The organism is Caulobacter sp. KR2-114, from assembly GCF_049446115.1.
Lineage (GTDB): Bacteria > Pseudomonadota > Alphaproteobacteria > Caulobacterales > Caulobacteraceae > Acaudatibacter.
Genome location: NZ_JBMSEC010000002.1, coordinates 595,043 through 609,819, shown reverse-complemented (window position 1 = coordinate 609,819; position 14,777 = coordinate 595,043). Strand labels below are relative to the sequence as shown.

The window sequence follows — 14,777 nt, the reverse complement described above, 5'->3', positions numbered from 1 at the left end:
GCGACAGCCAGAAGGCATCGCGTGGCGGCGACGTGTGTCATGGCTGGCCTGGCTTCGCGGCCGGAGACGCGGTGGCCACGGCGGGGACACCTTGCTGGCCGCCCAGGCTGAAGACGTAGAGGGTGTTGCCGCGGGCCGGAAAGCCGGGCTGCTTGCTCTCCACCATCGCCGCCCCGCCAACGCCGGTGTAGACCGCGACGTATTGCTGCCCGTCAGGCCCGGTGTAGGTCATCGGCTGGGAGATGATCCCCGAGCCCAGCTTTTGGGACCACAGAACCTTGCCGGTTCGCGCGTCGGCGGCGCGGAACCAGCCGTCGACCGTGCCGTAGAACACCAGGTCCGAGGCGGTGGCGAGCGCGCCGCTCATGACCATGAAATTCTCCGGGATCTCCCACACCTTCTTCCCGTGGACCGGATCCCAGGCGATGAAGGCGCCCCAGTTGCCGCCGGGGCCGGCGTGCCGGGTCATCTCCATGCCGTCGTAGGGCGTGCCGGCGATGTAGGACTGCGGATGGTCGGTCACGTCCATGCAGACGTTGAACATGCCGGTGTAGAGCAAGCCGGTGCGCGGCGAGAACGCCGAGGGCTGCCAGTCCTTCACCCCGATGTCGGTCGGGCAGGCGTTGGCGAGCTTGACGTTGGGCTTGGGCTGCATCGCCGGATTGACGATCGGCTGGCCCGTTGTCATGTCGATGCCGGTCGCCCAGTTCAGGTTGCCGAACGGCTGGGCGACCAGCACTTCGCCCGTCTGGCGGTCGATGGTGTAGGCGAAGCCGTTGCGATTGAACTGGACCATCGCCTTGCGGGTCTGGCCCTTCCAGGGGATGTCGATCAGCACGTTCTCGTTGACGCCGTCATAGTCCCACTGGTCATGCGGCGTGAACTGGAAGGCCCATCTGGCCATGCCCGTATCGGCATCGCGGGCCCAGACCGTGGCGCTGAAAAGGTTCAGCCCCGGGCGTTGCGCCGGCACCCGAGGGCTCGGATTGGCCGTGCCATAGTAGATGAGCTTGAGTTCCGGATCGTAGCTGACCCAGCCCCAGGAGGCTGAGCCTCCATGCACCGCCATGCCCTTGGGCCAGGTCGTTTCGCCCAGGTCCTTGCCCTTGAGCCACGGGTAGAAGGGCTTGTAGTCGGCGCCAACCTTGGTCTGGTCGTCCGGGCCGGTGTTGTAGGCGCGCCAAAGCTCCTTGCCGGTCTTGACGTCCAGGGCGGCGAGCCAGCCGTGGACGCCCATTTCGCCGCCCGAGTTGCCGACGTAGACCTTGTCGCCATAAACGGTGGCCGCCATCGTCATGGTCGCCCCGTTCTCGACATTGTCCATCTTGGTGCGCCAGACCTCCTTCCCGGTCTTGGCGTCGACGGCGACGGTATGGGCGTCGAGCAGGTTGTAGATCAGCTTGCCGTCGGCCAGCGCCCAGCCGCGCAGGACGGCGTCGCAGCAGGCCTTGCCGATCGCCATCGGCGACGGGTTGGGCGCGAAGCTCCACTTGATCGGCGCGCCGGGTTTCGTGAGGTCCAGGGCGTAGGCGATGTTCGGAAACGGCGTCACGACGTACATGGTGTTGTCGACGACCAGCGGCGCGCCCTCGTGGCCGTACTGCGTTCCGTCCGAGAAGGTCCAGGCGACCCTGAGCTGAGCGACGTTGGCGGCGTTGACCTGGGTGAGGGGACTGTAGCGGGTGTTGGCGTCGTCGCGCCCTTCGCTCGGCCACTCGCCGGGGGGCGGATTGGGCGCCAGGTTCGCGGTCGCTCCCGTCCATCCGGCGAGATGTTCCACAGGCGCGGAGAGGCCCTTGTTGGGATCCTGGGGCTTGTGGCAGCCGGCCATGGCCGCCAAGGCGACCAGGGCGATGCCATGCACGACGCGCCGATGTAGCGGGGATGCGAGCAACATCGAAGCTCCGTCAGGCCAGGGCGTTGGGGCGGGCTCGCTCGCTCATGGCCCTGGCGAGGGTGGCAAGCGTGACGGCGAGGAAGATGCTGCACCCCGGGACCCACATGATGAGCCCGCCGAGCTGTTGATCCGAAGCCTGGGTGAGGCCCCAGGCGTAGGGGGTCAGCGCATGGGGCGCGTAGAGCAGGCGGGGCGTGAGGGTGATGATCGCCCCCAGGAAGGTCATCTGAAGGGTCGAGGCAGCGCCCACCGCCAGAGCCGACGTGGCGCTCTCAGGGGCCGTCCTGAGCATGATGTTCCAGACCATCAGGGCGGCCGCGAACACCGTCAGATGCATCAGCCAGTAGACGGCGGGGCTGGCGAAGGTGGCGTCATAGGGACCCGGCGCATGCCAAATCCACAGCGCTACGGCGAAGGCCGCCGCCGAACTGGCGGGGCCGCAGGCGGCTTGAAGCGGCCGGCCGCCCGGGAGGCGGTCCAAGGTCCATGGCCCGAGGGCGGCAAGGGCCGCGCCCGGCCTGCCGAGGATCACCAACGGCGCCGCGATCAGGGCCAGGATCATGTGCTGTCCGACGCGGGCGCTGAACAGCGATACGGAGAGGGCGCACAGCGGCGAAACCAGCGCCGCCGCGCCGATCGTCCACCCACCGGCGAAGGCGGCGCGTCGCCAGCTGGGAATTGAACCCACCGCCTGGCGCCGCGTAGCCCCGACAATATAGACCGCGAGGGTCGCCAGAAGGGCGGCGATCAGGATGGGATCGAGGTTCCATCGCGCCATCAGCGCTCCTGGCGCGGGCGGAGCGCCGCAATAGGCCGTGGCCGTGGCCGCGGACGCGAACCTCAGCATTTCCCGCTCCTTCCCGCCCAAGACAGGTGATACCTCGTGTCACGAGGTATTCTTCAAACTCCCAATCTTTCGGTCTGTTCCACCACTGGGCGGCGAACGTGCGCCGCAAGGGCGGGCGGCGGGTTCGCAACGCTTCTGGAGACGCCTGGACGTCAGTCTCGAAATTGTTCCAGCTCGGCCACAAGGCCTCGAAGGGCTTCAGCCGAAGTCGCCAATTCCTCGAAGCCGGCTTTGGACAACTCGCCGAGAATCTCTTCGCCCTTGGCCGTGATGCTGACGCAGACGGTGCGCCGGTCTTCGCGGGACGGTTCTCGAACGACCAGGCCGGCGTTCACGAGGCGGGCCACCAGTTCCACGGCGCTGTGGTTCTTGATCAGCAGATGTTGCGCCAGCTCGCTGATCGAGATTGTTTCGCGGCCCGGATAGCCGCCCTTGATCGACAGCAGCGCCTGATGCTGTTGCGGCGTCAGCCCGACGCTGCGGGCGTTCGCCTCCGTCCGGGCGAGGAATTCCCGCAAAGCCAGGCGGAAGGCGGCGAGGCGCTGGTATTCGCTCGGGCCCAGCTTGATCGCTCTCGCCATGCCCTACTCCTGCGCCGGGTGAACCGGCGGCCAGGATTGGTCGCCTCGTCGACGCCGAGCCTCCATCGATCTTGATCGCAGCCTCCGATCAGGACAACGGCCCAACGCGGTGGTGCGGGCCGGCGGGTCGGTCAGGGATCTCGACGGGCGGCGGGGCGGACGGGAACTCCTGAGGCGTCGGATCGGCAGGCCGTTCCTGCGGCGGTGGCGGGACGGCCGGATCCTGGCCGGGGGGCGCCGGCTGCGGATCGGAGGGCTGGGTGATGGGCATGAGGGTCTCCTGGCCGGGCGGACGGCGTTTGTGGTCCAGTCCGGAACACCTCGGCGCAACCGCCGTTCCTGGCTCTGGAACCCAGGGAGACGAAGATGAGCCAGACCGAACGCGAAGGTTTCGCCGAGGCGGGCAAGCGGGTCGCCGAGGCCGAACGCCGGATCCAGGCGCAGGTGCGCGCCGCCGAGAGCCGCTCGTTCGCCGAGAAGGGAGAGGCTGAAAAGGGCGGCGGGGCCATGCAGGCCGGCGCCCGACGCTATCCGGAACCCCCGTTTCCACAGCAGCACCAGGACAAGCCCGGCGTGGAGGCGGCGCTGCGCCCGCAGCCGATGTACGACGCCCCCTTCTACAAGGGTTCGGGCAAGCTGGAAGGCAAGGCGGCCCTGATCACCGGCGCCGACAGCGGCATCGGCCGCGCCGTGGCCGTTCTGTTCGCCCGCGAGGGGGCTGATGTCGCCATCGCCCACCTGGATGAGGCGCAGGACGCCGAGGAGACGCGCCGCGCCGTCGAGGGCGAGGGCCGCCGCTGCATCGTGCTGGCCGGCGACGTCGCCGACCCGAAGTTCGCCCAGCACGCCGTCGCCAGCACGCTGGAGGCCTTCGGCAGGCTGGACGTGCTGGTCAACAACGCCGCCTTCCAGGAGCATGTACAGGCGTTCGAGGACCTGACCGAAGACCACTTCGACCGCACCCTGCGCACCAATCTCTACGGCTATTTCCACCTGGCCAAGGCGGCGGTGCCGCACATGGCGGAGGGTTCGGCCATCGTCATGACGGGGTCCGTGACGGGCATCCTCGGCAACAAGGACCTGCTGGACTATTCGATGACCAAGGGCGGCATCCACGCCTTCACCCGCTCGCTGGCGACCCACCTGATCGACAAGGGCATTCGCGTGAACGCCGTGGCCCCCGGCCCGGTCTGGACGCCGCTCAATCCCGCCGACAAGCCGGCGGAGGCGGCCGCGAAGTTCGGCTCGGACACGCCCATGCGCCGGCCCGCGCAGCCCGAGGAGATCGCGCCCGCCTACGTGTTCCTCGCCTCGCCACAGTGCTCCAGCTACATCACGGGTGAGATCCTGCCGATCATCGGCGGCTATGCGGGAGGCTAGGGGCGGACGGGACGGCGCGCCGGCGGCGCCTGGAACCCCAGGTACAGCTTGCGCGTTAGCGGCAACCTGGGGATTCGGCGCGGGGTCAGGCAGTGTTTCGAGGGGCGGGCCTCTGCTTGGGGGCGATGACGGCGGCCTTGGGCGCCGCGCACGCGCATGCACAGACCGCGCCAGGACCGACCAGCGCGGTCGAGGATCTGCGCAACCTCAGCGTCGACCAGCTTGCCGACATCGACGTCTCGTCGGTGCGCAAGACGCCCGAGGCGCTGAGCGGCGCGCCGGCAGCGATCTATGTCATCACCCACGACGACATCGTCCGGTCCGGGGCCCTGAGCCTCGCCGAGGCGCTGCGCCTGGCGCCCAACCTGCAGGTGGAGCAGGCCAGCGCCAGCCGCTACGTGATCACCGCCCGAGGACTGACCGGCGCCGACAACGCCCAGAACTTCTCCAACAAGCTGCTGGTGATGGTGGACGGGCGGACGGCCTATTCGCCGCTGTTTTCCGGCGTCTACTGGGACATGCAGAGCACGCTGCTGGAGGACGTCGAACGCATCGAAGTCATCAGCGGGCCCGGCGCGACCCTGTGGGGCGCCAACGCCGTGAATGGGGTGATCAACATCATCACCCGCAAGGCGGCGGACACCCAGGGCCTCTACCTGGACGCCCACGCCGGCGACCAGACCCGGGGCCTGGACCTTCGCTACGGCGGCCACATTGGCCAGGCCCTGGCGTTCCGCGTCTATGCGGGGGCCTTCAAGGACTATGACAGCGTCACCGCCGGGGGGGCGCGGGCCCACGACCGGTGGAGCAACCCGCACGGGGGCTTTCGACTGGATTGGACGGCCTCGCCGCGCGACGACGTCACCCTCGAAGGCGACGCCTATCAAGGAACCGAGAGCCACGACGGCGGCGCCGACGAGGACATCGACGGCCACAGCCTGCTGCTCAACTGGACCCACGCCGGGACCGGCGGACAGACCTTCCAGATGCGGGCGTTCTGGGATCACACCGGGCGCGCCACCGAGCAGGGCGGTGGGGACTTCGGCCTCGACACATACGACCTGGATGTCCAGGACAGCTTCCAGCTCGGCGCCCGCAACCAGGTCGTCTGGGGTGGCGGCATGCGCGCCAGCCGCTACACGATCAACGGCACGCCTTCGTTCTATTTCACGCCGCCGAGCCGGACCCTGACCCTGGGCGACGTGTTCATCCAGGACAGCCTGGCGATATCGCCCAACCTCACCCTGACCACTGGGATCAAGCTCGAGGACGATCCGTATTCCGGCGCCGTCGCCTTGCCCAGCGTGCGCCTGGGCTGGACCCCGAGCGGCAAGGTGCTGATCTGGGGCGCGGTCTCGCGGGCGATCCGGTCGCCGACGCCGTTCGACACTGACGTGGTGGAGAAGGTGGGCGGCGCGGTTCTGCTCACGGGCGACGCGGCCTTCAGGCCTGAAACCGTGACGGCCTATGAGGTCGGCGGCCGCTTCCAACCCTCGCCCAGGCTGTCGTTCTCCGTCTCGGCCTTCTACAACCGCTATGACGACCTGCGCTCGATCGAGCCAGGCCAGGTCAGCTTCCTGCCGCTGCGCTGGGGCAACCGTCTCGGCGGTCATTCCTACGGACTGGAGGCCTGGGGCGCCTACCGCGTGGCGTCCTGGTGGCGGCTGACGGCGGGCTTCAACATCCTGGAGGAACGCTTCCGCTTCGCCCCCGGCGCCAGCGGGATACTGGGTGTCGCCCAGCTGGGTGACGATCCCGAGGCGCAGGCCCAGGTGCGTTCGTCCTGGCGGCTGGGACGCGTCAGCCTGGACGCCACCCTGCGCTATGTCGGCCCGCTGCCCGCCCCGGCCCTGCCCGGCTATGTGGAGCTGAACAGCCGCCTGGGATGGGACGTCGCCGATCACCTGCAGCTCTACCTCTCGGGCTTCAACCTGCTGCACGAGCGACATCTGGAACGCCCGGGCGGCGACGCCATCCCCCGAAGTTTCGTCGCGGGACTGCAATGGCGGTTCTGAAGGCGCTGACAGGTTGGAAGCGCGGGGGCGCCGCCGCCTTGGCCCTGGGCCTTGCCGCGACTTTCGGATCGCCCGCCCTCGGCCAGCCGAGCGCGCTGGAGACCGCCGTCAAGGCGACCTACCTCTACAAGCTGGCGCCGTTCGTGACCTGGCCGTCGGGCGCGCTGGCGGAGGGGGCGCCTTTCGCCATCTGCGTGGTGGGCAGCGATCCGTTCGGCGCCGTGCTGGACCGGGCGGTCGCCGGCCAGGCCGTGGGCTCGCATCCCATCGTGGTGCGGCGGCTGGGGCGGGCCGATCCGGCCGCCGCCTGTCCGATGATGTACCTGGGCGGGTCACGCGCGCAGCCGGTGAAGGACGCGTTGCGGGCGCTCAAGGGCCTGCCGGTGCTGACCGTCACCGACGGGCCGGGCGCCGCTGGCGTCGTGGACTTCGCGGTGGTGGACGGGCGGGTGCGCCTGCGCATCGATGACCAGGCGGCGGCGGAGGGCGGCCTGGTGATCAGTTCGAAACTGCTCAGCCTGGCGCTGTCGGTGCGCCCCCGCGGCGCGGGAGCCAACCCATGACGGAATCGCCGACGCCGGTCCCGGTCACGCCCGCCGTCGCGCCGCGCCGCGAATGGCTGAGCCGTCTGTGGGTGCTGCCGGGCATCATCGCCTTCATCCTCGCCAGCCTGGCGGCCGCCCTCTACAGCGAGGGCCAGTACCGCGCCCAGCTCAGCCAGGAGACCCGCGTCCAGGCGCGGATCCTGGCCGACACTTCCACCGCCGCCCTGGCCTTCGGCGACCGGACGGCGCTTCAGGAGTACGTCGGGGCCCTAAGGGCCAACAGCCAGGTGGACGCCGTCGGCGTCTTCGACGAACACGGCCGGCTGGTGGCCAGCTTCACCCGCTCGCGTCTCGCCGACCGCCTGGACCAGGTGCGCACCGCCGATCAGACGAAGGACCAGGTGATCGTCTTCGCCCCGGTGGTCCAGGGCGGCGTGCGGCTGGGGACGGTCTACCTGCGCGACCGGGCCGAGCCGACCCTGCAGCGCGCCAGCCGCTATGTGGCGCCGGGGCTGCTGGTGCTTCTGGCCCTGGCCATGCTGATGGTCATGGCCCTGGACGCGCGCGCCCTGCGCCGCACCAACGCCGACCTGAAGACCCACATCGCCGAGCGCGAAAAGGCCGAGGCGGCGCTGCGCCAGGCGCAGAAGATGGAGGCCATCGGCCGGCTGACGGGCGGCATCGCACACGACTTCAACAACATGCTGGCCATCGTCCTGGGCAGTCTCGACCTGCTGCAGAACCGCAAGCAGCAGCTCGACGAACGGACCGCGCGCCTGGTGCAGCAGGCCATAGACGCCACCCAGCGGGCCGCGGCCCTGACGCAGCGGCTGCTGGCCTTCTCGCGGCTTCAGCCCCTCAAGCCGACCTCGGCCGATATCGCCAAGGTGGTCAGCGACATGGGGGAAATGCTGCGCCGGACCCTGGGCGAGACGGTGGCCGTGGAGACCATCCAGGCCGGCGGTCTGTGGCGCGCCCAGATCGACCTGCCGCAGCTGGAGACGGCGATCCTGAACCTGGCGATCAACGCCCGCGACGCCATGCCCGGCGGCGGGCGACTGACCATCGAGACCGGCAACGCCTATCTGGACCGCGCCTATGCCGACGCCGAGAACGAGGTCACGCCCGGCCAATATGTGATGCTGGCGATCACCGACACCGGAACGGGGATGAGCCCGGAGATCATGGCGCAGGTGTTCGAGCCGTTCTTCACCACCAAGCCGCCGGGCCTCGGAACGGGCCTGGGCCTCAGCCAGGTGCACGGCTTCATCAAACAGTCGGGCGGTCATATCCGCATCTATTCCGAGGTGGGGGTGGGCACGACGATCCGCCTCTATCTGCCGCGCTCCACCACCGAGCCCGAGCGGGCGCGCCCGACCCCTGTGCCTTCGGATCCGTCCCAGCGGCGCGATGTCACCGTGCTGGTGGTCGAGGACGAGGCGGGGGTGCGCGACTTCGCGGTCGAGGCCCTGTCGGCCCTGGGCTACGACGTCCTGTCGGCGGACCGCGCCCAGGCGGCGCTGGAGCTGCTGGACCAGAATCCGCATATCGCCCTGCTGCTCTCTGACGTGGTCATGCCGGAGGTCAACGGCCGGCAGCTGGCGGACGCGGCGCTCAAGCGGCGTCCCGACCTCAAGGTAGTTTTCATGACCGGCTATACCCGCAACGCCATCGTTCACAACGGCGTGCTGGACGTCGGCGCGCACCTGGTCTCCAAGCCGTTCACAGTCTCCCAGCTGGCCGCCGAACTGGAGGCGACCCTGGCGGAGGAGTCCCCGGCCCCGTCCGGGCCGGGCTGACGCCGCGACGGGGCCCGTCAGAGGTCAGCCGGCGTGGCCAGAACCTGCTCGATCAAGTCGAGCGCGGTGCGTAGGCAGGCGATGCGGCCGGCGCCGCGGTCGACCTTGCCGAAATGGGCGCGGCGATGGGCGGTCGGCCCGCCCCGCGTGGCCAGGGCGAAGTGCACCAGGCCCTGCGGCTCGTCAGGCCCAGCGGGTCCCGCGAAGCCGGTCACTGCGATCGCCAGGTGGCCCTCGCTGCGCGCCAGGGCGCCTTCGGCCATGGCCCGGGCCACAGGCTCGGAGACCGGGCCGACGCTGTCGAGCAACGCCTGCGGCACGCCCAGGATGTCGCGCTTGGCCTCGGGCGAATAGACCACGAAGCCCCGCTCGAAGACCCGGCCAAGGCCGTCGACGTCGGTGAGCACGGACGCCAGCAGGCCGCCCGTACAGCTCTCGGCGGTGACGAGACTGAGGCCCAGGTCGAAAGCCCGTCGCAGGACGCGCGGGATGGCGGCTTCGATGTCCGGGGGCAGGGCGGGGGAGAGGGTCTCGGTCATGGCGACGTCCGCGGTGGGGATTCGAGGAACGCGCGGGCGGGGCCGCCGTTTCGAGACAGGGCGAAGCACGGCTGGCGCGGGCGCCCCGCTCCGCCGCCCATCCAAGTGTCGACAGGATCATGGCGCGCAAGCTGAAGGTCTTCGAGGCCCGCCTGGGCTTCCATGAGACGGTGGTGGCCGCGCCGAGCCGCGTCGTCGCGCGTGAGGCCTGGGGCGTGCATCAGGATGTCTTCGCCGAGGGGTTGGCGCACGAGAGTCTCGATCCGGCGGCAGTGGAGGCCGCTCTGGCCCGGCCCGGCGTCGTGCTGCGCCGGCCGGCCGGCGCCAAGGTCCCCTTCGAAGCCGAGCCGACCGCCTTGCCCCGGGTCCCGGCCGCGCCGCCGCGCCGCGCGGCCGGCGGCGCCAAGTCGCCCCCCGCCGACCTTTCCCCGCCGCCCCCGCCGCCGGACCGCACCGAACTCGACGACGCGGAGCGTGCGTTTCAGGCGATCGAAGAGGCCTGGCGGACCGAGCAGGCAAGCCTTGAGGACCAGCGCCGGCGTCTCGACGAGACGATCCACGCAGCCACGAAGGCTCATGACGGACGTCGCCGGAAAGCCGAACGCGCCGTCGCCGACGCCAAGCGACGCTACCGCAAGGCCGGCGGCGAGGCGTGACGGCGACTCAGGTCCGTCACGAGGCAGGCTTTCGCGGAAGCACGCTGATCTTGCCGCCACCCTCGAGAACGGCCAGCCTGACGTCCTCAAGGCGTTCGACCTGCTCCATCCGCAGGGCCTCCAGGAGATCCTCACGGCTGACCCCATGGCGCGCCATGGCCGCCTCGTCGGGAACACCCTCTACGATCAGCCGGGTCGGGCGGGCCTTGGCCAAGCTGGCGAGCGGAGTCCACCGCAGGGTCAGCATCGCCAGCAGACGGTGAAGGCAGACCAACACCAGGGTGGCGGCGAGGGTGGCCAGGAACGGCGCCTTGCCGGTCATGGCGCGGCTGATGTTCGAACCCACGACGACGGCCACGACAATGTCGAGGGGCGAGGCCTGGGAGAAGGTCTTGCGGCCGGCCACCCGGATGCAGACCAAGCCGTAGATGAGCAGAATGACGGCCCGGGCGCTCAGCTGCAGCGCCGAGGCGCCGCCATCGTCCGGGCCGATCAGCTGGCGGAACATCTCCATGCGACCGCAACGCCGGGGAAGACCTCCGGGTTCGGCCGGTCCGAGCCCGCGGCGGCGTCAGGCGAGGGATGAGGCGATCTGGTCGAGGCGGCACTGGGCCGGCGCCTTGTCCGGCCGCCAGCGGACGAACCGGGCGCCATGACGCAGCCGCCCGCCTGACACGTGGTCGAAGGCCACCTCCGCCACCAGCTCCGGCTTAAGCGGAACCCAGGCCGCGGAGCGCTCGGTGGACCAGCGGCTGGGGCCGCCCGGCGCGTCGCCGGTGAATCCCGGGCCGCCCTTCAGCGCCTCGAGCCGCTGGGTGAGGGCCGGTCGGTCGGCCGCAGGGATGCCGGCCGTGAAGCCGATGTGATTGAGGCGCCCGGCGTCGTCGTAGAGACCGAGCAGCAGCGACCCGACCAGGTCGCTCCCCGTTCCGTATCGGAATCCCCCGACCACGCAGTCGGCTGTGCGGGCGAGCTTGACCTTGATCATCGCCCGCTCGCCCTCCTGGTAGGGGCCGTCCATGCGCTTGGCCACCACGCCCTCGAGACGGCCTTCGTCGAGCCACGCCTGGGCGAGGGCGCGATCGTCGGTCCCCGGAGTCAGGGTCAGCGCCGCGTCCCCGTGCCTGGCGCAAAAGGCGTCCAGCGCCTTGTGTCGGCGCGTCCATGGCGCGGCGCGCAGGTCTTCGCCGCGCGGCGACTGCAGCATGTCGAACAGGGCCAGCACGGCGGGCGTTTCGGCGGCGAGGCGGCGTATCCGGCTCTCCGCCGGGTGCAGGCGCATCTGGAGCGCCTCGAAGGACCAGGTCTCGCCCGACCGCACCAGCAATTCCCCGTCCAGGGCGAAGCGGCGCGCGTCGACAGTCCGGAGCCGCGCCACGACCTCGGGGAAGTAGCGCGTCAGGGGCTTGCCCGACTTGGCCTGCAGCACGACCTCGTCGCCCTGGCGAAAGGCCAGGCAGCGAAAGCCGTCCCACTTGGGTTCGAACCACCAGCCCTCGCCGTCGGGCAGGGCCGGCTGGGACTTGGCTTCCATGGGCGTCGCACCGAGCATGCCGGGCAAACGCCCCGACCCGCTTTCCGATGCGCCGCGGCGCAACGGCGAAAGGCCGGGATCGCTCCCGGCCTCTGCTGTTCGACGACGGATCGTCGATCGGGGGGTCAGCCTCGACCGCCGTTGTCGGTGGGGCTCTTGTCGTTGGGGTCGCGGGTGCGGCCGTCGTTGTCGGTGTCGATCCGCTGGCCCTGCTGGTCCGCCTGGCCGCCTTCTTTCGGCTGCTGGCCGCCCTGCTGGTTCTGCTGGCCGGGCTGCTGGCGCTGAGTGTTGTCCGGCTGCTGCGGAGGCTGGCGGTTCTGGTCGTTGTTGGCGTCGTTGCCCATGGTTGCTTTCCTCTTCGCCGCGGGGGTGCGGTCTGCTCGCAACGCCAGGAAAGACAAGCTGTTCCAGGTGTCGGGAGGCCGACGCTGGCGCGTGTCGGGAGCGGATTTCACGGCGGCGGGGAGACCGAACGAGGGTTGAGAACCGGGCGGGAACCGGGCGGCGCTTCGGAGGATTCTAGGGGCAGGAGACCCCCATGACAGCCAAGCGCGAACTCATCGATACCGGCGACAACAAGCTCTACATGCGACGGGACGAGCACGGACGGTTCAAGTCCGGCGTCGACGTCGGCAAATCGTCCGCCGCCGACCAGAAGCACGCCGCCAAGACCCGGTCGAAGCCCGGACAGGGCGATCGCGGCGACCGCTGACGCCAGCCCTCAGTCGATGGGCGTCAGCGTCGCGCGTTCTCCGTGGCGCGCGGTCAGGCGCATCGGCCGGCCGTGGACGAAGACGCGATCGACCTCGATCGCCGACCAGCCCTCCGGCAGAACGACGTCGTGCCCGGCCCACGCCTGTGGGTCGCCGTCGTCGATGCGCAGACGCGCGAAGCCGGTCAGCAGGCCGCTCAGGAAGCCGCCCATGTTGGCGAAGAAGGGCCCGGCCACGGGCTGTTCGGGAAACCGGTCGCGCCGGTATTCCAGGATCTGGGTGAAGCGGTCGTGGGCGAAGGCGGCATAGCCTTCTTCCATCAGCTTCAGGGCTTTGGCCCGGTCGCCGGCCCGGGCGGCCCAGACCCCATATAGCGCCGACAGCATCGGGCTGCCGATGTAGCTCTCGGCATGGGCGAGATAGAAGTCGAGCGTGGCCTGTTCCTCGGCCGGCGCCAGGCGATAGCCGACCGGCCAAAGCCCCATCAGAGGGTCCGGGGTCGCGCCCTTCTCCTCGTCGATGCGGAAGCCGTCGTGCGACACCACGACCTTGCCGCGGCGGGGCAGGGCCATGGTCGCGGCGATCTCCCGCCAGAGCGGGTCGACGGCGTAGCCCAGACGGTCGCCTGTCCGGGCGGCTTCCGCCAGCACCACGACCGCCGCCATGTTGGTGTAGGCGGCGTTGTCCACCGGTTGCTCGCGCTCGGCGATGCCCATCGACGCTTCGATGGCGTAGCCGTCAGCGGTCCTGCGCGCCCGCACCGTCATCCATTCGGCGACCCCGGCCAGCACCGGCCAGGCGCGCAGGCGCAGGAACTCGCGGTCGTCGGTCACGGCGGCGTGGAGCGCAAAGGCGTGGGCGACATCCAGCGAGGCATGATCCTCGTGCCAGGCCGCCGTCGCCGGCAGAGGCGCGACCTCGTCGCCGCTCGAAGGGGCGCTTTCCCAGGGAAACTGTACGCCGCGCCGTCCCATCAACTGGGCGTTCCGCCGGGCGGCGGGCAGGCATCGAAAGCGGTAGTCGAGGATCGCCTCGGCGGCCTTGGGCTGCACCAGCGAAAGCACCGGCGTGACGAAGGCCTCGATGTCCCACATCACGTGGCCATAATAGTAGTGATAGTCGTGCCAGGTCGCCAAGCCGAAGATCGAGGTCGAGGCGGGGGACGACGGGTGGACCGAGGCATTCAGATAGAAGAACGCCGCGTCCGCGAGGGCCTGCCACCGCTGGCCCGCCCCGACCAGGCGGATGCGACCCTTCCAGAGTTCGGCCCAGGCCGCCCGGCTTTCCTGGCGGATCGCATCGAAGCCGTCGAACCGGGCCTTGGCCGCCATCCGCGCCGCCTGATGGTCCGGCTGATTGTGCATGGCGCTGGGGACGAGGCTGGTGATCTGTCGGAGGCGATATCGCACCCCCTTGGCGGCGCGAAAGGCGTAGGTGGTGATCAGGCGATCACCCGCGAGGGCCGGGCGGACCGGATTGGAGCCCGGTGCGCGGCCGCCGAGGACCTCCGTCACATAGGCGCAGCCGACGGTTCCTAGGCCGCCGGGGCTCTCCCACAGCAGGGCGCCATCGCAAGCCGGCTCGGGTTCGCCGGGCGTCTCGCGCATGCGCCGCAATGCGCGGCCGCCGACGCCGGCCACGTCAACGCCGGCGCGTATCTGGACGTCGCAGGCGCCGTTTACCTGAAGCGACACCTCCTGGCACACCAGGGTCGGGTCCTCGCGGCTGGCGAAGGTCAGGACTTCGCATGTCGCTTCCCGGTCTTCCGCCCGCATGGTGAAGCGGCTAGTCAACTCTCCGCAGGCGAAGTCGTAGCCCTGTTGGAGGTCGCGTACGGATTGAAGGACGTCGGAGAGCCAGACGCCATTGAGGGCGATGTCTCCGGCAAGCGGATAGGGGGCGATGGCCGCGGCCTCGATTCTGCGTTCCGGATGCTCGCCGGCGTAGCCGCTGACCAGGGCCATGCCGGGCGTCAGCGGAACGGACCGCACGCGCAGCCCGATCAGGCCGTTACTGACATAGGCCGGCAGCTCCCGCTCGCCTTCGCCGGTGACAACAGGTGGACTTACGGGGCCGCTCATGGACCATCCTCGGCGCGGGGCCGGAGGCGGCCCTCGTCCTGCAACCCGGCCGGCCATTCGGTGTTCCGTCGCCGAATCGGCAAAACGCCGTTGATTGTCTGGGATGGTCGCAAGCAGACGACGACATGCCTTCACGCACGTCGCTACCGAAACGATCACCCGCCGTCAGGGGCATATCGCGTCGGCCTGC

The 14,777-nt window shown here is 70.0% G+C and carries 14 protein-coding genes; 6 read left to right on the top strand and 8 right to left on the bottom strand.

From position 1 onward, the window contains the following. Positions 1 to 37 precede the first annotated feature (37 nt). The 3 genes from ACO2Q3_RS09050 to ACO2Q3_RS09040 all read right to left on the bottom strand — a co-directional run bounded on the left by ACO2Q3_RS09050 (position 38) and on the right by ACO2Q3_RS09040 (position 3,325). The gene (locus ACO2Q3_RS09050; protein ID WP_423306233.1) at positions 38 to 1,897 is read right to left on the bottom strand and encodes a PQQ-dependent dehydrogenase, methanol/ethanol family; all 1,860 of its coding nucleotides are present in this window, start codon (positions 1,895 to 1,897) and stop codon (positions 38 to 40) included. Positions 1,898 to 1,907: 10 nt separating this feature from the next. After that, on the bottom strand, positions 1,908 to 2,744 hold the full coding sequence (locus ACO2Q3_RS09045; protein ID WP_423306232.1) for a cytochrome c oxidase assembly protein: 837 nt from the start codon (positions 2,742 to 2,744) through the stop codon (positions 1,908 to 1,910). Between the two features lie 152 nt (positions 2,745 to 2,896). After that, entirely contained in the window at positions 2,897 to 3,325 is a 429-nt protein-coding gene (locus ACO2Q3_RS09040; RefSeq protein WP_423306231.1) for a MarR family winged helix-turn-helix transcriptional regulator, read from the bottom strand. A 366-nt stretch (positions 3,326 to 3,691) separates the two neighbouring features. On the opposite strand from ACO2Q3_RS09040, the gene ACO2Q3_RS09035 reads away from it, so the two are divergent. The 4 genes from ACO2Q3_RS09035 (at position 3,692) to ACO2Q3_RS09020 (ending at position 9,064) form a co-directional block, all read left to right on the top strand. After that, a complete protein-coding gene (locus ACO2Q3_RS09035; RefSeq protein ID WP_423306230.1) occupies positions 3,692 to 4,705 on the top strand; it encodes an SDR family oxidoreductase in 1,014 nt (337 codons plus the stop codon). A 137-nt stretch (positions 4,706 to 4,842) separates the two neighbouring features. Beyond that, entirely contained in the window at positions 4,843 to 6,720 is a 1,878-nt protein-coding gene (locus ACO2Q3_RS09030; RefSeq protein ID WP_423306229.1) for a TonB-dependent receptor plug domain-containing protein, read from the top strand. Continuing rightward, positions 6,708 to 7,283, top strand: coding sequence for a YfiR family protein (locus ACO2Q3_RS09025; protein ID WP_423306228.1), 576 nt, complete (start codon positions 6,708 to 6,710; stop codon positions 7,281 to 7,283). Before ACO2Q3_RS09030 ends, ACO2Q3_RS09025 begins: the two co-directional genes overlap by 13 nt. Next, on the top strand, positions 7,280 to 9,064 hold the full coding sequence (locus tag ACO2Q3_RS09020) for an ATP-binding protein (RefSeq protein ID WP_423306227.1): 1,785 nt from the start codon (positions 7,280 to 7,282) through the stop codon (positions 9,062 to 9,064). Before ACO2Q3_RS09025 ends, ACO2Q3_RS09020 begins: the two co-directional genes overlap by 4 nt. Before the next feature lie 17 nt (positions 9,065 to 9,081). On the opposite strand, the gene ACO2Q3_RS09015 is transcribed toward ACO2Q3_RS09020, so the two are convergent. Continuing rightward, positions 9,082 to 9,603: a CinA family protein gene (locus tag ACO2Q3_RS09015; RefSeq protein WP_423306226.1), complete on the bottom strand. Its 522-nt coding sequence runs from the start codon at positions 9,601 to 9,603 to the stop codon at positions 9,082 to 9,084. 119 nt (positions 9,604 to 9,722) lie between these two features. On the opposite strand from ACO2Q3_RS09015, the gene ACO2Q3_RS09010 reads away from it, so the two are divergent. Continuing rightward, positions 9,723 to 10,259, top strand: coding sequence for a hypothetical protein (locus tag ACO2Q3_RS09010; RefSeq protein ID WP_423306225.1), 537 nt, complete (start codon positions 9,723 to 9,725; stop codon positions 10,257 to 10,259). A 16-nt stretch (positions 10,260 to 10,275) separates the two neighbouring features. Here ACO2Q3_RS09010 and ACO2Q3_RS09005 read toward each other — a convergent pair whose 3' ends face one another. From ACO2Q3_RS09005 to ACO2Q3_RS08995, 3 genes are all read right to left on the bottom strand, one after another. Then, positions 10,276 to 10,773: a DUF421 domain-containing protein gene (locus ACO2Q3_RS09005; protein ID WP_423306224.1), complete on the bottom strand. Its 498-nt coding sequence runs from the start codon at positions 10,771 to 10,773 to the stop codon at positions 10,276 to 10,278. 57 nt (positions 10,774 to 10,830) lie between these two features. After that, positions 10,831 to 11,811, bottom strand: coding sequence for an ATP-dependent DNA ligase (locus tag ACO2Q3_RS09000; RefSeq protein ID WP_423306223.1), 981 nt, complete (start codon positions 11,809 to 11,811; stop codon positions 10,831 to 10,833). A gap of 107 nt (positions 11,812 to 11,918) precedes the next feature. Next, complete coding sequence (locus ACO2Q3_RS08995) at positions 11,919 to 12,137, bottom strand: hypothetical protein (RefSeq protein ID WP_423306222.1); 219 nt, start codon at positions 12,135 to 12,137, stop codon at positions 11,919 to 11,921. A 194-nt stretch (positions 12,138 to 12,331) separates the two neighbouring features. On the opposite strand from ACO2Q3_RS08995, the gene ACO2Q3_RS08990 reads away from it, so the two are divergent. Beyond that, positions 12,332 to 12,505: a hypothetical protein gene (locus tag ACO2Q3_RS08990; protein WP_423306221.1), complete on the top strand. Its 174-nt coding sequence runs from the start codon at positions 12,332 to 12,334 to the stop codon at positions 12,503 to 12,505. A 9-nt stretch (positions 12,506 to 12,514) separates the two neighbouring features. Here the strand turns inward: ACO2Q3_RS08990 and ACO2Q3_RS08985 are convergent, their stop codons facing one another. Then, complete coding sequence (locus ACO2Q3_RS08985; protein ID WP_423306220.1) at positions 12,515 to 14,587, bottom strand: glycoside hydrolase family 65 protein; 2,073 nt, start codon at positions 14,585 to 14,587, stop codon at positions 12,515 to 12,517. Positions 14,588 to 14,777 lie beyond the last annotated feature (190 nt).